This is a genomic window from Pandoraea faecigallinarum (assembly GCF_001029105.3).
GTDB lineage: Bacteria > Pseudomonadota > Gammaproteobacteria > Burkholderiales > Burkholderiaceae > Pandoraea > Pandoraea faecigallinarum.
The window spans coordinates 189218-211549 of the sequence record NZ_CP011808.2; the positions used below are offsets into that span (position 1 = coordinate 189218).

Below are 22332 nucleotides of genomic sequence, written 5' to 3' on the forward strand. Positions count from 1 at the left end.
TTTGCACTTCTTCTCACGCAACACCTCGTCGATCAATGGTGTTGCGACGACCGGTTGAATCCGCCCAATACGTCAGCATTCGCTACAGCGAACGGCTGGCCGAAGCGGGCATCGAACCGTCGGTCGGCAGCCGGGGCGACAGCTATGACAACGCCTTGGCTGAAACGATCAACGGCTTGTACAAGGCTGAACTGATTCATCGCCGCACCTGGAAAACGCGGGAATCCGTTGAACTGGCAACGCTGGAGTTGGCGGCCTGGTTCAATCATCATCGGTTGATGGAACCCCTCAGCTATATCCCGCCCGCCGAAGCTGAGGCAAACCACTATCGGCAACTTGAAACAGCTGCCACTGAACCCGCATTAACTTAAACCAACCAGCCTCCACGATTTTGAACTGACCCCCGAGAGTTGGACACGACCTTGGAGGTTCCGTGAGGAAATTCGATGCAAAGTTTAAAGAGAAGGTGGTTCGCGAGTACCTTGCTGGCAAAGGGGGGTATAAGCTCCTTGCGGCGAAATTCGGTATTGCAGAAAGCATGGTGAGGCGCTGGGTCGCGGCATATCGTCACCATGGTAACGCTGGGCTCATCCGGCAGCGTGGTGCTTACACCATTGAGTTCAAGCTTGAGGTGGTGCACCGCGGCGTGGCTGAGAACCTTTCCTGTCGAGAGCTGGCTGCCATTTACAATATCGGCAATCCGCATAGCATCAGGATGTGGCAACAACAGAAAGCACGGGGGGAGCTCCGTTCGCTCAAGAGCATGCGCCTGTCGGGACGGGATGTTTCGGTGCCAGCCAAGAAAAAGACCTCGAACCAGTCGTTGGAAGCTCCGCGATCTGATGAGTCAGACCAACTGCTTCGTGAGAATCAGCAGTTACGCGCGGAGGTCGCGTACCTAAAAAAATTCAATGCCTTGGTTCTAGCAAAGAAGTTGGCTCGGCAGAAATAGCCAAAATAGTGCTTGAACTGAGGCAGGAATTCCCCTTGACCGATCTTCTCCAGGCTGCGAGGTTGCCACGCAGTACGTACTACTATCGGATCAAAACGCTGGCCACCCCAGACCGGCATGGTGGGCTCAAGGCGAAGATTCAGGCGGTCTATGCTGCACATCGCGGCTTGTATGGCTATCGTCGCATCACCTTGACTATCCGCAGTGATGGCGAGCTGGTCAATCACAAGAAGGTGCAGCGCCTCATGAACGAATTGGGAATCAGGTCGAGGGTGCGCAGGAAGAAGTTCCGGTCGTACCAGGGCGAAATCGGCGAGGCCGCGCCAAACCTGCTCAATCGTGAATTCACCGCGTCGGGCCCAAACGAGAAGTGGGTTACCGATGTGACCGAGTTCCGGGTCGCGGGGAAAAAGCTGTACCTTTCTCCGGTCATGGACCTCTACAATGGGGAAATTGTTGCCTACGAGTCGAGCTATCGCCCCGACTTCCCGATGGTCATGGGCATGCTCAGGAAAGCTGTCAAGAAACGCAGAAATGCGGCTACACCGATGCTTCATTCAGACCAGGGTTGGCACTATCGCATGCAACCGTACCGAGCGGCACTGGCGCGCTATGGAATGAAGCAAAGCATGTCGAGAAAAGGAAATTGCTTCGATAACGCGGCCATGGAGAGCTTCTTTGGCACTCTGAAGGCCGAGTACTTCCATCTCTCGGACTTCGAAGACGTCGACGCATTACGAGTAGGTCTGAAGGGCTACATCGACTACTACAACCGGCGCCGCATCAAATCGAAACTTGGTGGACTGAGTCCCGTGGAATATCGAATGCGAGCGGGAAAAAACTAACGCTTCAACGTCCAACTCTCGGGGTTCAGTTCACTCCCGGGGCGGTTCACCCTCGTCTCGGAATGGTTTTCGACGACGAACTTGGGGGGTGCGAACGCGCGTGTCAGCTGTATTAGCTGAGACTTGATCTGACAGGTAGTCGGAAGGATTAAGCGGTCACGGCAGCTGAATGAGGAATGAGTTTCTCCTTGGCGAGCGAGAGAGAATCGAGGAAAGTCTGCATGGGCGTCTTGCCATAGCACCATCGACCTTGATGTTCTCGCCGCGTGTTGTACTCGTCAAGCCAGTGGTCGAGGTCGGCCTGCAGTGCGGGGATGCAGTCGTAGATTTTCCTGCGAAAGGCGATGCGATAGAACTCGTTGAGCATCGTCTTGTGCAACCGCTCGACGATACCGTTGGTCTGGGGCGACCTGGCCCGAGTACGGGTGTGGTCGATGTTTTCCACCGCCAGATAGAGCTCATACTCGTGATGCTCGGGGTTACCGCAATATTCGGTGCCACGATCGGTCAGGATGCGCATAAGCGGGATGCCGTGGCTATCGAAGAAGGGCAGAACGCGGTCGTTGAGCAGATCAGCCGCCGGCAGTGGCGTCTTGCGATCGTAGAGCTTGGCGAATGCGACCTTCGAGTAGGTATCGACGAACGTCTGCTGGTAGACCCGGCCCACCCCTTTGAGCGTGCCGACGTAGAAGGTGTCCTGAGCGCCGCAGTAGCCGGGACACTCTGACTCGAATTCGCCGTGCGTTTCTTTCTCAAGCTTGGCCCGCTCGAGCGAGGCGAGCTGGGTCTCGGTGAGCACCAGCCCTTCCTGCGCAGATTTGGCCTCCAACGCCGTCAGGCGTTTGTTCATGGTCTCGAGGTCGTGACGTAGCCAGATGCTGCGCACGCCCTGAGGCGAGACGTGCAGCGCATGACGCTTGAGCACCTCATTGGCGATGCGGATCTGGCCGTACGCGGGCAACTCCAGGGCCAGCTCGACCACTGCGGCTTCGACCTGCGGATCCACGCGATTCTTGGGCTGCGGGCGCCGCCGAGAGATTTCCTGCAGGGCGGCTTCGCCGCCCGTCTCGTACAGTTCTTTGAATCGGTAAAAACTGTCGCGTGAATAGCCCATCACGCGACACGCTTGACTGACATTACCGAGCTGGCGGGCTAGCTCGAGAATTCCGACTTTGGCACGAATGACTTTCTGATCTTGCGTCATGGTGGACTCCTTGCGGTTCAGGGACCGCAACGTTGCCGTCACTGGATGCGACGAACAACGCTGTGCCCCGGGAGAAACCGACAGCTGTCAGATTTAGTCTAGGCTATTACATGTCAGCCTTCTTCCGGACGCGATCGTTTGCTGCTGTCTCTATGTCCCGTGTGCGTCCGGCGCCGTGCCGACGGGCAAGCCAAGCCGCGCCTTCACATGTCCGGTGTCACGGCGTATCCGGTCTTGCGTCGAGGCGGGCTGCTCACCGCAATCGATGATCACCTCCTCATGCTCGCGTAGGAGGCGCTCGAACTCCGAGCCCTGCGCCCAAGTTCCGTTTTCACCTGCGTCCCCCTCCCGGATCAACTGCATGACGGGGGGGCGATACTTCAAGAAGTCTAACAGTCTGAGGAAGTCCTGCCGAATTGCTTCGTTTTTTTGGAAGTCAGTTTCCAAGCCTTGCTGCTGAGCGAGCGCTTCCGCGTCAAGCAGTTTGCACAGCAGCTCGCGCCCTTGCGCGTCAGGGATCGATATCGCACCGGTCTGGATTCCCAACAGAATCAAGCAAAGTCGACTTTTCTCGGCATCCGCCGTCACGCGCCACTGAGGCAACGATTCCGTGCCGCTTAACGCGCCATTGACAGGGTTGCTCCGCGGTAAAGCCAGTGACGCCTCGTAGTGCGCTGCTGCAACCCTAGACACACGCGCCTTGATGTATTCAGTGGTATAGGCGCTCTCCGCGCGAACCGTCGCCGATCTGATCATTTCCAACTGGGGCGCGAATATTTCAACAAGGTTTTCGCGCGCGTCTTCGCGCTCTATCGCCCAGCCTTGCCCTAAGAAGCTGGTGATCAACAGCCCCCCCGCGGCTAGCGCCAAATGCGGTGCCGCGCATAAGATCGCCGCAGCGGCGATCAGCCCAAATAACAATCCGAAGTCCGCGAACAACTTTTCCGCAAAGCCCGGCACCAGCTCGGGTAGTTTATTGATGACTTCGTGTTTCGCAACATCTAATAATTGCGCCGCTTGAGCCAATTCAAAAAGGATTTCGGGGCGCTCCACCGGCCCAAGTTTGCACTTTTTCTCCACATGCTCGATGTGGCTAAGACAGTTGTGCAATGCGGCACAACCTGCAACACTGCCGCCGATCGTATCAAAATCGCGTCGGAATCTAGGAATGTTGTTCAGAAAATCGCGCAGTGCGCGTCTAAGCGTTGAATTAACAATGACTTGGTCCGGTGCTATGGACGCGGGGTGCTGGGTCCGCGCCAATGAGCGCAGCGCGTTGTTTCCGACTTCATTAACCATGGCAGAGTTCTTTCGGCAGTCCGTCTTGAACAATTCGTTTTTGCGGCTCTGTCGCGATAACGAAGTTACGCCGAAGCGAAGCCAGTGTCGCGTTGGTTTTTACGCGGCCAGTGCATAGAATTGCTCAGCAGGGGACGCACGGCGTGCCTTGGGGGCAAGCATCTGCCCCTTACGAATCATGTGCATGGCCTCGATGCCGCCCAGGACGATGCGGGCACAACGGAAATTCTGGAAACCCAGCATCGGTCTGACGCGCCGTTTGATCGCGCGGTGGTCCTGCTCGACAAGGTTGTTCAGGTAGTTGTTCTGGCGGATTTTGATGGGCGTCTCGCGCTGGGCGCCCAGCGCCTGCAGCGCGGCGCGGTTCGCCCCGCTTTTGTCAACGGTGACGGTCGTCGGCGTGCCCCGCCCGGCGGTGGCTTTTTCGAAGAACCGGCGCGCGGCGGCGGTATCGCGGCGTGCGCATAGCAGAAAATCAATGGTGTGGCCCGCCTTGTCCACCGCCCGGTAGAGGTATTTCCACTGGCCTCTGACCCTAATATAGGTCTCGTCTATGCGCCAGCTCTCACCGACTGGGCGCAGGCGGCGACGTATCGCTTTCTCGAAAACCGGCAGCCACTTGATCACCCAACGATGGATCGTCGAGTGGTCCACCGCCACGCCTCGCTCGGCCATCATTTCCTCCAGATCTCGCGAGCTCAGCGAATCGGCTACGTACCAGCGCACGCACTGTAAAATAACCTCCAACGGGTAGTGCAGTCGCTTCAGGACCTTGGCGATGCCTGCGGGCAAGGGCTTTCTCAGCGGTTTGGCTGCTCACTTCATCGACGGGGTTCCCGGCGCTCGAAACCGTAGAGTCTACCTGACTACCCCTAGGGCGACGGAACCGGATTTCCCGATAGTTGTTCGGTCACAAGGATCGCCCGCCAAGGTGCACGCCTCAGGTGTTCGCCCGATAGTGGCTTCGCCTAAGTCTTGACGAACTTCGCTGGCATCAGCTTGACCTGATGGCCCATCTCCATCAATCGTCGTGCCCAATGCTGGGTGCCGCCGCACGCCTCCATTCCGATGAGGCACGGTTCGCGATTCGCAAAATGCTCGAGGAATGCCGCGCGCTTCAACTGCGTGTTCACGATCTCGCCCGTGCTGACGTCCACCCAGTGAAGCTGGAAGACGTGCTTCGCAATGTCCACTCCGACCGTCGTCTACTTCATTTGGACCCTCCGGTTTGCCCTGTGAAGACCTCTATGATCTTCCATCTTGGCAGTCGTATGCTCGCGCCCGTTTACAGGACTTGAGTCGAGTAGCGCATTTTCGTTGCCGCTTGCGAGTTGCTGATAGGGTCCTGTGCGGCCCCCAGAGAACGCGCCGTCGCGGCCAATTCGCACTGGATCACATGGTGACAGTGTGGGCAACGGCCATGAAGGCCGCCCTCGGGCGAACACCTGAGATGAGTTACCGGGTGGCGCAGGGTAACCCCCCGCCAGCGCTCCCACAGAACCGTACGCGTGTTGATTTTCACCATATTTTTCTGACATACAACCCTCCGTACAAACAGGAAATTAACAAATTCCTCCTGTACGTGAAATCAGGGCAGGGTCAGATCGGTCACGATCTTGCGTGGCACCGGATTCGAGCCCAGCACGCGCTTGAAGAAGCGTTTGGCGGCCGCCGTGTCGCGCCGTTTTTGCAGCAGGATGTCGAGTTCCGCGCGATGCTCGTCGACGGCGCGCCACAGCAGGTATGGTTCACCGCGCAGGCTCACGAACATCTCGTCGGGTATTGTCAGGTTGTTTAGTTGAAACCGAGCCAAGGCACCATGGCAGAAAACGACGCTCGTTATGCTGCCATACGGGCGGAGCAAGCCCATTCCCAGCTCGCGAAAGCCTGGGTGCGCACCGCGCGTTTATGCTCGGCGTTGCGGTGATAGCGACAGCCCATGAACAGGTTCGACACCTGACCATGGACTGAGGCGAAGCGCTGCAATTGGCGTGTCGACTTAAAGCGACGCATCACTTTCTCCCGCACCCGCGTAGGCTGATGCGAATTCTCCGCCCGGTTGTTCAAACCTTTATGCTGGCGGCGTTCGACGCTTAGCCCAAGCTCGCGGTTGGCCGCCGCATAGCTGCGCAGTTTATCCGTGACGATCGCGCGCGCGCCGCCATGGCGCTTGAGCAGGCGGCGCATGAGCCGTTTGGCGGCGGCCGTGTCGCGACGGCTTTGCACCAGCACCTCAAGCAATGCGCCGTGCTCGTCGACCGCTCGCCACAGCCAATGTTTTTTGCCGTGGATTGTCACCACCACCTCGTCAAGATGCCATTTGTCGCCGCGCCTCGGGGACGTCGATCGAATACGCCCGGCGATGGCCAGACCGAACTTCGTCGCCCAGCACCGTACCGTCTCGTAGGTCAGCTCAATCCCCCGCGCGGCCAACATTTCCTCGACCATGCGTAGACTCAGCGGAAACCGATAATACAGCCACACCGCATAGCTGATAATGTCAGGCGGAAAACGGTAGCCTTTGAACGAGATCGCCGCGTCGCTCGAGCGCTGGGGGTAACTGAAGATTTTTTCATTTCGCATTCTATCCTCCCACCTCCCCCATCCGAACAACGTGACAATACCCCGTGATCGGATGCAAGCCCGACCCCATGAGCCGAGACTATCGATCCGTACTGGACCCGCATGTCGTTTGGGTTCGCATCGGCCCGGGCCAGAAAATGGTGGGCATGGTCGAACTGATAGAAGCCAGCGCCCATGTTCATGTCGCGAATCTCGTCGTTGCTCCCGCCTTGCAGCGGCGCGGCCTCGGAAGCCGGCTGCTCCAGTTGGCCGAGACGGCGGCACAACGCCGTCAGCGACCCCGAAGGTCGCCTGCTCATGAACGGCGAGAGGCAAACCAGCCAGCGCTTCGACGAGCGGCGTGGCGATGTGCTTGTCCGTACCGAGCGCATCGAGGGGCTCGATATTGCGGTCCTGACCATCCAGCCAGGAGGGGCTGCCCGGGCATGATCATCCGTCTTTCCAAAGCCGCCACGGTCAGCGCGATGGCCCTGCTTGCCTCGCTGGTGGCCTTCAACAACATCACCGATTACGCGACCAATTTCGCTTTCGTACGCCATGTGTTCCTGATGGATACAACGTTTCCTGGCAGCGGCATCCGGTATCGGTCCATCGACCAGACGTGGGTTCATCATGCGGGCTATATCGCCATTATCGTGATGCAGACCCTCACGGCGGGGTTGTGCTGGACGGGCGCAGCCAGGCTATTGCGCACACGCCACGCGGTTGACGCAACGTTCCGCTCGGCCCGGGCCTGGGCCGTCTCAGGACTTACGTTGGGTTTTCTGACCTGGCAGGTCAGCTTCATGACGATCGGTGGTGAATGGTTTGGGATGTGGATGTCGACGCAGTGGAATGGCCTCGAAAGCGCGTTTCGCTTCGTCGTGACGTTCCTGCTCGCACTTATCTATCTGATCGTGCCGAACGATGGCACCGGTGCGGACGCCACACCGCACTGAATCTTCCGGCAGAACCCGCCGGACTCAAGGCCATGCCCGGAAATTCGCCGCCACCGTGTGCGAGCGGCCACGCCGCGAAACAGGCGGCTGGCGACCCGTTCTCGAACGGAGCCCGGTCTGGTCGCAGATCGTGTGAGTCGGCGCAAACGCAATGCGCGCAATGCGGCGCACACATGAACTGGCCGCTTAATTTGGTTGGCTATTCCGTTGCTTCCCTGCCCCACCTGACGCGTCGGTTCGCGGCGGGAACAGCCAGCGTGATCCGTACGATGTCTATAAGAGGCTACGGGGAGTCGTCCTGCTGCTTGTGTTCGACGTGTATTTATCTCAGTTGCGCCTTCGCAGGGCGATGACGATACTCCCTTGACGATGATGACTGTCAGTCATTGCATACCCAAGCAGGGTTAGCAATCCTTAATGGGATACTCATTCACCGGTACATATTTTCCGAAGTTAAAACATGAAGACCCTACCGTTAGTTAGGTACAACATGACAATTCCGGAATGGGGCCCCGGTGAGTTGGCTGAGCTAATGTTGGATCTGGTGTACGGGAGTGGGTAGCGGAAACGGAGGGAGGCGGTGGCGATTGCAGGAGAATGTTGCTTTCCAAGGTAACAAACTCAGCAACCAATCCACCACCATGGTCAAACGTAATCGGGAAGCGGATGGCAGTCAAGCCGCGGCAGCAGAAATCAAGGGGCCTGTCGGGCTGGACGATCTGATCCAGGAAGGCGCGCGGCAGATTATCCGGCAAGCAATCGAGGCGGAATTGAAGGCATTGCTCGAGCGGTATTCGAACGTAAAGACGCTGGACGGCCGGCGTGCAGTCGTGCGCAATGGCTATCTGCCCGAGCGTGCCGTCGTCACGGCAATTGGACCCGTGGCCGTTCAGGTGCCGAAGGTGCGTGATCGCTCGGGTTCGGGCATCCGCTTCAATTCGGCGGTCGTGCCGCCGTACGTTCGCAAATCCGTGCGCGTGTCGGCCGCACTACCGCGGCTGTACCTGCGAGGCATCTCGACGGGCGACATAAGCGAAGCCCTGAGCATCATGCTGGGCGGCCAGGTCGGCGGCCTGTCGCCGAACGTGGTGAGTCGTCTGAAGGCGCAATGGGCCGACGAGCACGCTCGGTGGAACCGGCGGGACTTGTCCTCGGCACGTTGGGTGTACTGGCGGGCTGACGGCATAGACACCGGCGTGCGCAGCGACGATTCCGATGGCCAGTGCCTGCTGGTGATCATCGGTGTCAAACCGGACGGGACGAAAGAGCGCGTGGCGATCAGTGACGGCTATCGGGAGTCGAAGGCCTCGTGGAGCGAACTGCTACTCGAGCTGAAGAATCGCGGGCTGCCGTCAGGGCCGCGGCTGGCTTGCGGCGATGGTGCGACGTGATTCCGGGCAGCGATGGAAGAAGTGTTCACGCAGACGAAGCATCAGCGCTGTTGGTTTCACAAGTTGGGCAACGTGCTCAACGCGCTGCCGAAATCGCAGCAGGCTCGCGCCAAAAAGGTGATGCAAGACAGCTGGATGGCCCCACACGCGCTTGCGCAACCCCGGCGCGCCGCGACATCGATTTGTTCAGGACCGACTAAGAGGCCAGTTCAAAAAGTCAGTTGAGTGTTTCTGAGGATGTTCCAGCAGACGAGAGAACAGCCGAGTTTGAGGAATGCTTCGTGAATATCGGCGCGCCGATCGAAGCGGATGCGAAGCCGCCGGAAACGATGGAGCCAGGAGTGGGTGCGCTCAACGACCCAACGATATTTGCCCAGCCCGCTGTCGTGTTCGGTCCGACGCTTGGCGATCATAGGTTTGATGCCTCGCTCGCGCAGTGCGCGCCGGTGCCGGGTGGAATCGTAGCCGCGATCGGCATAGACGATACCGGGCTTCTGAAGCGGGCGGCCGCGAGCACCGCGAATCGGTGCAATCTCGTCAACGAGGCGCAGCAGCTGTGTGACGTCGGCGGCGTTCGCGCCGGTGAGGATCGCGACGATTGGGATACCGTTGGCGTCTACGAGGAGGTAGTGCTTGGAACTGGGTCGCGCCCTATCCGTGGGGTTCGGGCCAGTTTTTCGCCCGCCCCAACAGCACGCACCGACGACGAATCGACGGCGGCATGTGAGAGATCGATTTGGCCAGCTGCGCGCAGTTTGTCCAGCAGTAACTCGTGTAGCTGCTCCCATACGCCGGCCTTCTGCCAGGCGTTCAATCGTCGCCAGCAAGTGGCTCCTGAACCGAAGCCCAGGCGGGTCGGCAAATGGTTCCAGCGAATGCCGGTCTTGAGCACGAACAAGATGCCATCGAGTGCTGCTCGATCGGGCACGCGCGGGCGACCAGGATCGCTTTTCGCGCGAAGCTTCACCTCTGGCAGTAACGGTTCGATCAGTTGCCACAAATCGTCGTCAATGATCGGCGCTTGCATTCCCTCAGTCCCCGTTGCCTGGATACCTGAGGTTAACAGGTCGCCCCGAAAGTTAACAGCCCCTCTCGGGATTTTTGAACTGGCCTCTAAGTAAAATGGCATCGGTAATTTCTGAAAATCGCCAGAGCGGGCGGCTGGGTTCAACACGGGGGTGAGGCAATGAAAAACATTCGAATGGCATGCGTGGCGTTTGCGGCGCTGTGCCTGATGGCGCCGGCGGCTAACGCCGAGGAAACCGAATATATTGAAGATTCGCGCGGCCAGCCGTTTATCACGGCGCGCTTCCTGAGCCCGGCCGACGGCGCCTATCGCTGGAGTGAGTCGACGCCGACGGTGGCCGTTGCTTCCTCAGGCACGATTTCGGCGATTCAGCACGCGCAGACGATGGCGGCGTTGCGCTATTGGGGGGGAGATCGTTCGGGTAATGCCAGGGCAAGGTCCCGCGATTATCGACATCGGCCTGATGAGCGATGACGGCGCGCACGCTGACAGCCCGTATGGCAGCAGCGGGACCGACCCGCAGACACTGGTGACGAAGGTGTTGATCGGCCACGGTCCGGTCAATCCTTCGCTCTTCGGCGCGCATGGCGAAATCTCCATCGGCACGATGAAGTTCTCCGCGGCCCCGTACATTCCGTCGCAATTGCCACTGAATACGGGGGCGGATGTGCCGGCGGTAATTTATCACGAAGTGGCACACACGCTGGGCGTGGGCGCCAACCTGATTACCACCAGTGATCCGGTCAGCGGCACGTACGCCGCGAGTTTTCCCTCGGTACTCGACGACTGGTCGATCCATCTGCGCGATGATAATGGCAATGCCCCGTCGCCGGGGCAGGCAATCATCACTACCGGCTCGACCTCGCCGGTGGCGGGCGGCTTCGATGTGCGTACCAATAAAGCTTACTTTACCGGCACAAACGTGAATGAAGTGCTCGACAACGCGATGAAGGGGCTCCCCGTCGAGGTGGATCCGAAAGACCCACCGTTCATGTCGCATATCGAGCTGAAGAACAGTCTGATGAGCCATCAGAACTACCGGAACTACACGGCGTTCATGGAGGCGGAACTGGCGGCACTGCAGGACTTGGGTTACGACATCGACCGGCGCAATTTTTTCGGTCGCTCGATCTATAACGATAACGTCACCACGGTCAACGACAGCCCGTTCTATGCCCGCAATGCGGATGGCACGGCATATGTGTCAGGCGCCTATAACACCGCGACGCTCGGGCTGGGCCTGCATATTTACGGCAGCTACAACCACGTCACGCAGCGCGCCGATCTCCTGTCGGCGGGCGCGGGTGGCGCCGGCATTCGTGTTGACGGGGCGGGCAACACGGTGACGATTTTGCCGGGCACGCGTGTGTATGCTGACGGTGCGTACGGGCGTGGCGTGATGTTCGCGTACGGCAAAGATCATACGTTCGTGCAGCGCGGCGACGTCCAAGCGCTCGGCGAGCACGGCATCGCCGCGAGCTTCGACTTCGGCCATAACATGCTGGGCGACGACACTGAATACCGGGGCTCCTATATTCGGAGGAATAACGCGGGGGCGTTGCCGATGCTGGCCGAGTTGGCGGGGCCGCTGGTCGGGCGGGTCGATGTGACCGGCCGGCTCGCCGGGAAATATGCCTCGCTCTATATGTCGGAGAGCGGCTACGTCGGACAGATCAACGTGATGCGCGGCGCTTCACTGTACGGCGACATTCTGTCGTCGTACGCGCAACGTGATAGCAGCAACGCTTGGCTTCTCACGCAGCTGAATTTTGGTCTGACGCCCGATGCGGCCGGGCGGGCGACCTCGCAGCCCGATGCGTCATTCAATCTGCGTTTTGACGGCAATATCGCCGGTCTCAACAATCTGTCGCTCTCGATGCTGGGCGGCACGACGCAGATCAACGGCGACCATCAGGTCTTCGATGTTTACGTCGGCAATGGCGCGACGCTCTCAGGCAACAGCCGTTATCAGCTCAATACCGGCGGTGTGTTCACCAATGAGGGCACGGTGGCGCCGCTGCTCGCTGGGGAGTTCATCAGCATCGCCGGTGACTATGTACAGACTGGTACCGGTCGTCTGCTGGCTTCGGTGGGGAGCAACGGCAACTTCAGCCGCCTGATCGTGGCGGGCCACGCGATGCTTGACGGTACACTGGCGATTGCGCCGCAACGTGGCTGGTACGCAAACGGCTTCAGTGTGAGCTCGGACCAGTGGCTGAATGCGACGAGCCTGACGGGCGCGTTCGCGTCGGTGACGACGACGCTCGCCTCACCGACGCTTAACGCCACTGCGACGGCACTGGACGCGAACACCTATCGCGTGGCGATTTCGCGGGCGGCGAACGCCTATGCGCAGTACGGCGTGGACGGTAATACGCGCCAGGTGGGCGCCGCGCTCGACAGGATCACGGGCAGTGGAGGTAGTGCAGGCAGCGCGGGAGCCGATATGCAGCCGCTGTTTGCGGCGCTCGACTTCTCGGCGGCCGACGGCAGCGCGATTGCGCCGGCGTTAAAGCAGCTCTCTCCTGTAGCGTATGGCGCGATGTTTGCGGGCGCTCTGGTGCGTGAGCGGCAGATGACGAATCTGGTCTCAGCGGCAGTGAACGCCGGCATGTCGTCCGCGCGCGATGCCGGCGGTGATGGTGATAGCGGCGGTAGTGACGAGGTACCCACCCGCCCGCTTGCCAGCAACTGGCGCACCTTCGCGATGCCGTTTGGCAGCAGCTACTGGCGCACTCAGAGCGGCAGTACAGTGGGCGCAGGTGGCTCAAGCGGCAACAGCTACGGTGTTGTCTTTGGGATGGAAAAAGTGACCGGAGAGGATCGCGAGTGGACCATCGGTGCACACGGGGCGATCAGCGGTCAGTCGACACGACTCGACAGCGCAACGCCGGCCACCGGCAAGACCACAGCGGTTGATCTCGGCGTGCATGCCCGGTATGCCCCGGATCTGACGAGCGGCCCGCAGGCGTTTGCACTGGCACGCGTGGGTGTCGAAGACGGCCGCATGGATCGCACGATCGCGGTGAACGGTTACACGGCCACGCCGCGCGGCACCTGGACGGGGGCGACGGTCTCGGCCACGCTCGGTGGCGGCTGGCGCTGGCCACTGACGAGTGCGGTGAGTGCGGGGCCGGTTGCGGCGCTCGATTACACGATGGTGTATCGGCCGTCGCTGACCGAGTCCAATGCGAGTGGCGTGAATCTGACGCTGGGTGACAAGACGTTTAATTCGCTGCGCTTGCGCGTGGGCGGTGAGGTGCGCTTTGCGCTGCCGCTGGCGGCGGGCAATACGCTCGTCGCGAACGTGCAGGCGACGTGGAATCACGAGCTGACGGACGGCTCGCTCACGCAAAGCGCGTCGTTTGCCGGCAATCCGTCAGCGAACTTCACCACGCGCAGTGAGGTGGTGGGACGCGACAGCCTTGGGTTGCAGGCGGGCCTGTCGTACCAGGTAGGTCAGCGCTTGGCGCTGGGTGCGGCGCTGTCGACCAATCTCTACAAGGCAGGCAATGCGGATATCGCCGGCTCGGTGTCGGTGGCGTGGAAGTTTTGAGTGGCCGATGGGTGTCAAACCGGGCAGGCCGGTATATGGCGGTGTGAGAGGAGAACGGCCGCAAATGCTGGTGGAACTGTCGTTGCCGACGTCGCAGCTGATGTCAGTTTTCGCAGAACCTGCCCGCGTCGAGCATGTGTTCGCCAGTCTGGCGCAGATGGGCGGCAAGGCCCTGCGTAGCATCGGCCTGGCACGGGCGACGCTGCGTCTGCACTGGAAAGCCGCCACGTACAACCTGCGGCGCCTGTGCTCGCTCAAGCAGGCGGGTCCCCGGCCATTCTGAGGCCCCAAATGGGCTTGGAGCGGCCCAAAGCGGCCCGCGGCGGGAGCCAAGAGGCGAAAAAATCGCCCCACCAACCCTCGCGTAGCTCGCAAATGCGCTTGAGCTTGGCCCCATCACCGCGAGTTTAGAACACACGCCGGTAATTCGAGGTGCCCTATAGCCGCACTGCGTAGCTGATGATGTCGGGCGGAAAACGGTAGCCTTTGAATGAGATCGCGACCTCGCTCGTGCGCTGGGGGCTGACTGAAAATTTTTTCATGTCGCATTCTATCCTTCCGCCTCCCCCATCCGAACAACCTGACAATACCGCCGCTCGCGCTCCCGCGTGGGCTGATGGCTATCTCAGCGCGGTTGTTGACTCGGGCCGCCGCTTTGACAAACACATGCTTCACATTGACTAGCTCCGGGAGCTCGGCTTTGGCTGCCCGATAGCTGCGCAGTTGATCGGTCACGATCTTGCGTGGCACGGGGTTCGAGCGCAGCACGTGCTTGAAGAACCGTTTGGCGGCTGCCTTGTCGCGCCGCTTCTGGAGTAGGATGTCGAGTTGCGCGCCATGCGCGTCGACGGCGCGCCACAGCAGGTAGGGTTCACCGCGCAGGCTTACACACATCTCGTCGAGATGCCACGTGCTACCGGGCTTGCAGCGTGCCGCTTTGACCCGATGGGCAAAACCCGCGCCAAATTTGTCGCACCAGCGGCGAATCGTCTCGTAGCTGACTATCACCCCGCGCTCGAACAGCAACGCTTCGATGTCGCGCAGGCTGAGCTGAAATCGGAAGTACCAACGCACCGCATGGCTGATGACCGACGCCGGGAATCGGTGGCCATGATAGAGTGATTTCGGTTTTCTCATCGCGTCATCGTACGCCAACTTACCGATAACGTGACAGTGCCATTCTATGCACTGGCTGCGTAAAAACCAACGCGCCCCTGGCTTCGCTTCCGCGCAACTTCGTTATCGCGACAGAACCGATCATCTACCGTTCTTCTCCTTCTCGGTGTCAAAGCCATCAAAACAGGGAACGGTGGCTTTTGGGGTTGGCACAGAGGACTAGCTATCGTACAACTGGTCGAAAAACATGAGGTCGCGTATGGCTTCAAATTTTCTACACGTTTTTTGAGGCGACTCGGTTTTCCAAAAGGAAAACGAAAGTTGGTCAGTGCGCAGCAACACTTTGAACACGGCTTTAACGTCGTCGGAGATCGGCGGGTCCGGCTCAGACAATTGCTTGGGCAACTCTTTGACTTTGCCCATCAAATAATGGGCCACGACTACGTTATAGCCGCGGTATTTTGGCGTGGATAAAAAGTCGGTTGCCCGCTCCAGGAAATCCCCGAGCCCCTCACAGTGCAGGATCATCATCTTTTGCTTATCTGGCAAGTTCTGGAGGCGCTGCTCAAATTCCGTGGTGTCCGGGGTGGAATCGAGATTGTGAGACGATGGGAAACCCGCCTCAACGTCTTGAGCCGCCCGTTGTCTCCACCAACCATGCACTCGCGCATCTAAGTCACGGAGTATTTCGATCGTTTTTTCAGGTGCCTGGCCTATCTCAGGACGTCTAGGTCGATCAGTGCGCAGCAGACTCTCAAGTATGTTTTTGACGTCTACGGGGATCTCCGTTCGCGGCTCATCCAAGCCGTTTGGCAAATCATCCCGTATGCCCATTAGAAACTCGGCTACGTCTTCGCTGCTGTCGCCATTGCCCGACTGCTCTATATAGGTGATGGCGCGCGGCAAAAACTCCTTTAGCCCCGCACAGTTCGCAAGCGACGTGGCGTCCTCGAGCGTCAAGGCCCGGAACCGCTCCTCGAACGTCTCGGGGACGGACGCGGTGGAGTCGGTGTCCAGGGTGGAATCGAGATTGTGAGACGATGGGAAACCCGCCTCAACGTCTTGAGCCGCCCGTTGTCTCCACCAACCATGCACTCGCGCATCTAAGTCACGGAGTATTTCGATCGTTTTTTCAGGTGCCTGGCGTATCCCAGGACGTCTAGGTCGATCAGTGCGCAGCAAACTCTCAAGTATGTTTTTGACGTCTACGGGGATCTCCGTTCGCGGCTCATCCAAGCCGTTTGGCAAATCATCCCGTATGCCCATTAGAAATCCGGCTACGTCTTCGCTGCTGTCGCCGTTGCCCGACTGCTCTATATAGGTGATGGCGCGCGGCAAAAACTCCTTTAGCCCCGCACAGTTCTCAAGCGACGCGGCGTCCTCGAGCGTCAAGGCCCGGAACCGCTCCTCGAACGTCTCGGGGACGGACGCGGTGGAGTAGGTGTACATGGTATGACCGAGCGGACCTAAACGACCTACATGCATGTTTTCTCCAGGCTTGGTGGCTAGCGGGCCGCGCCACAGGGCGCTGGCCCATGTTTTGGTGCATAGGGGCAACGTTCGCGAGACGATTCAAGCGTCGGGGTGTGAGACAACACCGACATCATAAGGAGCTTGCCGCGACATTGCCAGAGTGAGCTTTGAGGGTTCTGTCGCGATAACGGTAAGCGCCTCGCGACGACCGTTCTCGACGTCAGGGTAGCCGTTGGTTAATTTGGTGCCCACCCAATATGGGGTTCCGTCGCAATAGGGATAGTCAGGTAGACTCCACGGTTTCGAGCACAGAGAACCCAGTCGATGAAGCGCGCAGCCAAACCGCCGAAAAAGCCCTTGCCCGCAGGCATCGCCAAGGTCCTGAAGCGGTTGCACTACCCGTTGGAGGTTATGTTGCAGTGCGTGCGCTGGTACGTGGCCTATTCGCTGAGCTCGCGAGATCTGGAGGAAATGATGGCCGAGCGAGGCGTGGCGCTGGACCACTCGACGATCCATCGCTGAGTGATCAAGTGGCTGCCGGTTTTCGAGAAAGCGATACGTCGCCGCCTGCGCCCTGTCGGTGAGAGCTGGCGCATGGACGAGACCTATATTCAGGTCAGAGGCCAGTGAAAATACCTCTACCGGGCGGTGGACAAGGCGGGCCACACCATCGATTTTCTGCTATGCGCACGCCGCGATACCGCCGCCGCGCGCCGGTTCTTCGAAAAAGCCACCGCCGGGCGGGGCACGCCGAAGACCGTCACCGTTGACAAAAGCGGGGCGAACCGCGCCGCGCTGCAGGCGCTGGGCGCCCAGCGCGAGACGCCCATCGAAATCCGCCAGAACAAGTACCTGAACAACCTTGTCGAGCAGGACCACCGCGCGATCAAACGGCGCGTCAGACCGATGCTGGGTTTCCAGAATTTCCGTGGTGCCCGCATTGTCCTGGGCGGCATCGAGGCCATGCACCTGATTCGCAAGGGGCAGATGCTTGCCCCAAAGGGACGCCGTGCGTCCCCTGCTGAGCAATTCTATGCACTGGCCGCGTAAAAACCAACCTGCCCCTGGCTTCGCTTCGGCGTAACTTCGTTATCGCGACAGAACCGTTAATCTCGCAGTTGCCCTGGCTGCACAAGGCTATCGGGTGTGTTTGATCGATGCTGCCCCCCAGCGTTTCGCGCGGGCGCCAACGCACCAGGGCTGACGTATTCCGACGCCCCCGCCGGACCGATTACGCCCAGGGGTTCCAATCGGAGCGCTGCGAACTGACCATTGAGGTACCGCCGGTGAGCGCAGCCTCTGACGGCCGAAGCACGGAGCCCACCGGCGAGCACTGACGATCCACGTCGTGGCCAAACAACTGGACACCGAACACCCGAATTTTCTCGCAGATCTCCTCATCCGACTCGTTTCCCGAAATGGGCAGCAACTGCGGTAGTCGGCGTTTGACGTCGGCCGGGATGTCCGGGTTCGGTACGTCCAGCCCCGCGGGCAAATCATTCACGTTGCCGAACAAAAAATCAGCCACCTCCACGCCAAAGCGTTGCTGGTTTTCGCCCGACAAAAATTGTGTGGCCCGCAGCATAAACGTCCGAAGAGGCTGACATTGCGTGACCTGCGTGAGGTCGGGGCCAGCCCAGGGCGCGAGCGAGACAAGGTTAGTATTTTCTGCAAGCGGGAGAAGGGAATCTGCCGGCAGTAGGTTCTCCCCTAGCAAATAGGGGGCGTAGGCACCGTAATTGGCGACGAAATTCGCCGCTAATTTGTCGCGTACGGCCTCGAGGGTCCATTCCCTCAGCTCACATTGTTATCGGCATCCACGATTTGGACGCCCTCCCATGTTTCGCAAAACTTGATCTCGCGACCGCCTCGCGTATGCACGCTGACTTCAGCGCCAGGCCCTCTTTGCCTCGGCGAAGCCTCGATCGAGCGATGAAGTTTGACGGCCGCTTCGCGGAACTCCGCCCTTTTCGGGATCACGTTGCACCAGTCTTCCACCATATACAGGATGCCGTAGCCAATGCCCAGAGTGAGCACACCGATCAAGCCCTTGACGACTTTTGTGCAGGGGGTGTTTTCGTAATTGCCCGCCGCCTGACCGAAGTCGCTTTCCTCCGGGGCCGAGAGCGCGCGGAAAAAGGTGTTGCCAGAAATATGGTCCATGACGGATGCCTCCGTGAGAGGAGCGGTGAGAGAGCGTTTTTCGAGGGTCGACAGTGCGCGCAACGTATCGGCTGACCAACTTGGAGGGTGCGATCGCCCGAGGCCGGGTAGCGTGCGCTCCGCGCACCGTGAAGCCGCACCAACGACAAGGTGGGGGGCCTCGGTTCGCCAGCGATGTCGGAGGCAACGACGCCTGACGCCGGCCACCTCGAACGGCGCGGCGGTCTCACCCGTCCCATGGACCGGCTCAACCACCGGGGCAACTGGGAGATTTTTACCACAGGCCGTGGCGTACGTCTTTCGAAAACATGTCGGGACGCCTGATCTTTGGCAGGGTGGGGCGCGAGCGACGGCGCCGCCGAGGGAGCCGCCCCCGCGCGTCGAGCGCAGGGCGACGACGCTCGCGGGTGGGCCGGCGCTCGCGCCTGCCCTCGCCACGCAACTGTCGCGCGTAGCGCCTTGGCTTAGCGACAGTCGTCATCAGATGGGGACCATGATCAAAGGGCGTCGAGTGTCCGCGATGGACTGGCGTCGCTTCAGGTTGACGCTCGCGCGGCGCAGACAGCGCTCGTGTGGTGCCTCGACCGGTTGAATCCGCCCAACGACGCCGGCCACCCGACTACCATCGCGATTCCTAGGACTTCCGATGTCGAGCGCGAGGACTATTTCCCGCTTCGCGTGGCGCTCGGCCGCTTGACCAGGCAAGCGGCTAATAAAGCGACGGATCTGCTCATCGACCAGATTCGTGCCATCTCGAATAAAAGGCTGCTGGGGGACAAGCCCATCACGACCCTGGGCACGAACCACATGTGCAGGGTCGAAGACGCGTTGCGCCTGCTTCTCAGCCTGTGAGAACAGCATTATGGGGATGTAGCGTGTTCGAGATGCGCGAGCATTTCGGGCCACGCTGGCGCTTGTCCTACGCTCAGCACGGCGAATTGTTGATCGTGATGCGGGGCGGCGGTGACAAGTGCATCCAGCAGACCAAAATTTGGCGAGCCATGGCGTGGGCGAAATCCCCGGAGGGTGGTCGGTGACCAAGAGAATGACGGTTTCCGAACTCTCCGAGTTCGATGCGCTCGGCGATCGGAACGGCGAAGCGGAAGTGGCAGCGTACCTGAGCACGGTTCTTGAAGGGAACGACCCGGCAGGCAGTGGTCCAGCTAATACAGGTAAGGCGTGTGCAGACAGACGCTGAAACACCTTCCCGATTAACCGCCGAAAACCTTGTCCATGTCGGCCGCGCGCCGGCGCTTTTCCGGATGCAGGTACTTTGAGGTGGTGGCAATGCTGGCGTGCCCCATCAGCTTTTGCACGACTTCGAGTGCCGCGCCGTGTTCGAGCGCGTGCGTGCCAAAGGTGTGGCGCAGCCAGTGCGGTGTGGCGCGCGCTAAAGTGCTGGCCGCTTGCGCCGATTCCCCGCCGAGCGCCTGCGCGGCTCTCCGGTAGCCGCTCGCGATGACCTGACGCAAGGCGCCGGGCGTGAGCGGTGCGTGCAGCGACATGCGACGCTTCGCTGGATTTTCTGCTGTCGTTTCCTGTGCTTCCTTTGCCATCGGCCCGCCTTCTGCTGCACTGGCGGTGACCGGTGTGCGCGACGCAGGCACCTGCGGCAGACGCCCGATCAGTGCCACCCGGGCCAACGCCGGATCGGCCACGATCTGCCGTAGCGTGCTGCCCGGCGCGGCAGCAATGCCTCGCCCGTTCAGGTGCGCCTCGATGCGCCGCACGAGCGATCCGGCCAGCTCGACCTCACGACGTCTGCGGCCCTTGCCCAGGACGGACAGGCTCCAAAGCACCGTACCCCCGCGGCCACCGCTGTCGCCGCTGCCACCGTCATTGGTCAGCACCGTGCAGCGCAGATCGCCGACGGTGGCGCGCGCCAACTCCGCGAGCCGCAGCCCGGTGGTGCGCGCGAGTTGCAGCGCAAACAGCGTGCGCTCGGCCGACGCATTGTGAATGGCCCGTGGGCGCCAGTACGTCTCGAGCGCGTCCCACACCTTATCGGTGAGCACCCGCTCGACGTGCAGCGTGTCAAAGACATCGCTGCGCGGCCTCGCCATCAGCGCAAACGGGTTAAAGCGCAGGTACTGCGCCGCGCACAGCCACGAACACATGCGCCTTAATACCGTCATCGACAGACGCACGCTCGGCTCATCGAGCGGCTTGGAAAACGGCCGCCAGGCGGCCGTGAAGCGGGCAGTACCGCGCGGCGCAATCCAGTGTGCAGGCGGTGCCGCGAGAAAGGCACGATACGCGGTGCAGTCTTCCACGGTCATCGCGGCCAGTGGCCGGTAGCGCACGAACGCCAGCCAGTTCAGCAACCGCTCGGCGTGCTGTCGGTAGGACTGGACGGTCGTCGGACTCAGCCCCGCCGCCATCGCGGCCAGCCACGCTTTGACCGCCTCGACGTCGTTGCCCGCGCGGGTCGGTCGCTTGATTGCTATCGCGTCGACCGAGGGCGCCGAGGCACGGATCGGCACCCTTGCGTCCGTCCTCGCGGTGCCGTCGATGCCATCCATGCCGTCGGCAACGATCTGCCGCTCAGGCCAGGGCGATGCGGCCTGCGCGCTCGTGGACTCACCGCTTGTGGGGTGCGCGCGGGCAAAATCAGGCCACACCAGCCACTCCAGCGGTGCTACGCCATCGACTGGCTGGCGTGCGGCGCACCGTGCTTCGTGGGTCAACTGGCGACGCGGCGTGAGCGCATACGCCGGCAGTGTGCGCTTCAGAGCATCAGCGTGATCCGCGAGCCATTGCTGCAGACGCTTTGCGCCGGTCTCGCCCAGGCCGCGCACGCGCGTGTACCAGCGTGGGCCGCGTTGGGTGATGATGTCGAACAGATCGGCCAGATCGACGATGCCGGCGTGCTCAAGGCGACGCGCGAGCACCGGATGGAACCAGCCCGCGCAGTGGTGGTGCTGGGCGGGTTCGACCGCCAGCAGGGTCTGCAGCGCACGCAATGCGGCAACTTGGCGTCGGCGCAGGCGCTCATTGCGCTCGGCACGCCGGTCCGGTATGGCCTCGGGGTAATGCTCGGCAAACAGCTCGAGCAGTTCGCGCTGACTGTAGAAGCCATCCGGGTCGTGCGCTTCGGCGAACTCTTCGAGGCTCGGTCGGCGCGCGCTCACCGCCTGCGGCATTGTCGTTGCCGTTGCCGAGCCGCCGCTCGCGGGGGCAGCCGTCTCCAGCACAAGCTGCTCGGGTGCGATCGCCAGCAACCGAGCGGCACGGTAGTCCTGCGCGCGCCGCGCGCCGGCGACCAGGCGCTCCTGAATCCATAGCAGCGTCGAGCGCGCCATGCGCAGATCAAAGCCGGTCTCGAGATACTGGTCGGCGAGCTTGTCGAGCGGCAAACGTTCCAGGTAGCCGCGGAAGAACGCGAAGTGATCAATCCCCAGATATTCACGACGCTCCCACTCGGCGCGCGTCGGTGCCCTGCCCCGCACCGCCCGCGACACGCGCTCGCTGTCCGGCGCCGTGGCCGCTGACGCCGGCACTGCACGCGACTCCACATCGGTGACGTCGGCTACCGCCGGGTTGTCGTGGTGCTTCCCGCCTGCGGGCTGCGTCATGGTGTGTTGGCAAAGCGCATGGCTTCGTTAAGTGATTGATCTGCCGGGATTTTACGACAGAGGTAAAGCAAAACGCCAGAGTAAAATCAGAAAAATCACGCTATAGAGTATTGGGGTAATGTGGATAGATGGTTGAGAACGGTTCTTATCCGTGAAGCCCCTCGCCGGCCGCACGGGCGGGGCGGGGGAGCCGCGGCTGCGCGGTCCTCT

The 22332-nt window shown here is 60.8% G+C and carries 14 protein-coding genes and 8 pseudogenes; 10 read left to right on the forward strand and 12 right to left on the reverse strand.

All coding sequences use genetic code 11. The features are described 5' to 3' along the window. Positions 1-62: 62 nt before the first annotated feature. A pseudogene (locus tag AB870_RS23865) lies at positions 63-371 on the forward strand (integrase core domain-containing protein); the annotation flags it as partial. 62 nt (positions 372-433) lie between these two features. After that, a protein-coding gene (locus tag AB870_RS26635; RefSeq protein WP_237170176.1) for an IS3 family transposase occupies positions 434-1797 on the forward strand; the annotation gives its coding sequence in 2 pieces (ribosomal slippage) (positions 434-908 and positions 908-1797; 1365 coding nt in all). A gap of 148 nt (positions 1798-1945) precedes the next feature. On the opposite strand, the gene AB870_RS23880 is transcribed toward AB870_RS26635, so the two are convergent. The 6 genes and pseudogenes from AB870_RS23880 to AB870_RS23905 form a co-directional block, all read right to left on the reverse strand. Further along, the gene (locus tag AB870_RS23880; protein WP_047906141.1) at positions 1946-3001 is read right to left on the reverse strand and encodes an IS481 family transposase; all 1056 of its coding nucleotides are present in this window, start codon (positions 2999-3001) and stop codon (positions 1946-1948) included. Positions 3002-3151: 150 nt separating this feature from the next. Continuing rightward, positions 3152-4300, reverse strand: a complete 1149-nt coding sequence (locus AB870_RS23885) for a hypothetical protein (RefSeq protein ID WP_157112518.1) — start codon at positions 4298-4300, stop codon at positions 3152-3154. Between the two features lie 99 nt (positions 4301-4399). Continuing rightward, positions 4400-5092: an IS6 family transposase gene (locus AB870_RS23890; protein WP_418304018.1), complete on the reverse strand. Its 693-nt coding sequence runs from the start codon at positions 5090-5092 to the stop codon at positions 4400-4402. 182 nt (positions 5093-5274) lie between these two features. Continuing rightward, positions 5275-5493, reverse strand: a pseudogene (locus AB870_RS23895) (IS110 family transposase); the annotation flags it as partial. 410 nt (positions 5494-5903) lie between these two features. Further along, positions 5904-6077 (reverse strand): annotated as a pseudogene (locus tag AB870_RS26640) (DDE-type integrase/transposase/recombinase); the annotation flags it as partial. Between the two features lie 62 nt (positions 6078-6139). Then, positions 6140-6883, reverse strand: a complete 744-nt coding sequence (locus AB870_RS23905) for an IS6 family transposase (RefSeq protein WP_047909143.1) — start codon at positions 6881-6883, stop codon at positions 6140-6142. Between the two features lie 146 nt (positions 6884-7029). On the opposite strand from AB870_RS23905, the pseudogene AB870_RS27605 reads away from it, so the two are divergent. The 3 genes and pseudogenes from AB870_RS27605 to AB870_RS23920 all read left to right on the forward strand — a co-directional run. Further along, positions 7030-7152 (forward strand): annotated as a pseudogene (locus tag AB870_RS27605) (GNAT family N-acetyltransferase); the annotation flags it as partial. A gap of 156 nt (positions 7153-7308) precedes the next feature. Next, the gene (locus AB870_RS27245; protein ID WP_047909145.1) at positions 7309-7821 is read left to right on the forward strand and encodes a DUF2165 family protein; all 513 of its coding nucleotides are present in this window, start codon (positions 7309-7311) and stop codon (positions 7819-7821) included. Positions 7822-8462: 641 nt separating this feature from the next. Continuing rightward, positions 8463-9353, forward strand: a pseudogene (locus tag AB870_RS23920) (IS256 family transposase); the annotation flags it as partial. Positions 9354-9421: 68 nt separating this feature from the next. Here AB870_RS23920 and AB870_RS25965 read toward each other — a convergent pair. Continuing rightward, positions 9422-10239, reverse strand: a protein-coding gene (locus tag AB870_RS25965; RefSeq protein WP_157112519.1) for an IS5 family transposase whose coding sequence is annotated in 2 segments (ribosomal slippage) — positions 9422-9891 and positions 9891-10239 — 819 coding nt in all. Because the reading frame shifts where the segments join, the coding sequence is not laid out codon by codon here. Between the two features lie 159 nt (positions 10240-10398). Between AB870_RS25965 and AB870_RS26645 the strand changes: the two genes are divergently transcribed. From AB870_RS26645 to AB870_RS23935, 3 genes and pseudogenes are all read left to right on the forward strand, one after another. Continuing rightward, positions 10399-10713, forward strand: coding sequence for a hypothetical protein (locus AB870_RS26645; protein WP_157112520.1), 315 nt, complete (start codon positions 10399-10401; stop codon positions 10711-10713). Further along, the gene (locus AB870_RS23930) at positions 10664-13795 is read left to right on the forward strand and encodes an autotransporter family protein (RefSeq protein WP_047909147.1); all 3132 of its coding nucleotides are present in this window, start codon (positions 10664-10666) and stop codon (positions 13793-13795) included. Before AB870_RS26645 ends, AB870_RS23930 begins: the two co-directional genes overlap by 50 nt. A 121-nt stretch (positions 13796-13916) precedes the next feature. Then, positions 13917-14078, forward strand: a pseudogene (locus AB870_RS23935) (transposase); the annotation flags it as partial. Positions 14079-14384: 306 nt separating this feature from the next. On the opposite strand, the pseudogene AB870_RS23940 reads toward AB870_RS23935, so the two are convergent. Then, a pseudogene (locus AB870_RS23940) lies at positions 14385-14932 on the reverse strand (IS6 family transposase); the annotation flags it as partial. 198 nt (positions 14933-15130) lie between these two features. Then, positions 15131-16360, reverse strand: a complete 1230-nt coding sequence (locus AB870_RS23945; RefSeq protein ID WP_047909149.1) for a hypothetical protein — start codon at positions 16358-16360, stop codon at positions 15131-15133. Between the two features lie 348 nt (positions 16361-16708). Here AB870_RS23945 and AB870_RS23950 point away from each other — a divergent pair. Then, positions 16709-17434: pseudogene (locus tag AB870_RS23950) on the forward strand (IS6 family transposase). Positions 17435-17615: 181 nt separating this feature from the next. Here AB870_RS23950 and AB870_RS23955 read toward each other — a convergent pair. Further along, positions 17616-17969, reverse strand: a complete 354-nt coding sequence (locus tag AB870_RS23955; protein WP_071386924.1) for a hypothetical protein — start codon at positions 17967-17969, stop codon at positions 17616-17618. A gap of 209 nt (positions 17970-18178) precedes the next feature. Further along, the gene (locus AB870_RS23960) at positions 18179-18547 is read right to left on the reverse strand and encodes a hypothetical protein (RefSeq protein ID WP_053059761.1); all 369 of its coding nucleotides are present in this window, start codon (positions 18545-18547) and stop codon (positions 18179-18181) included. 570 nt (positions 18548-19117) lie between these two features. Here AB870_RS23960 and AB870_RS23965 point away from each other — a divergent pair. Then, entirely contained in the window at positions 19118-19399 is a 282-nt protein-coding gene (locus AB870_RS23965) for a type II toxin-antitoxin system PemK/MazF family toxin (protein ID WP_237170165.1), read from the forward strand. Positions 19400-19758: 359 nt separating this feature from the next. On the opposite strand, the gene AB870_RS23970 is transcribed toward AB870_RS23965, so the two are convergent. Beyond that, entirely contained in the window at positions 19759-22122 is a 2364-nt protein-coding gene (locus AB870_RS23970; RefSeq protein WP_047909153.1) for a phage integrase family protein, read from the reverse strand. Positions 22123-22332 lie beyond the last annotated feature (210 nt).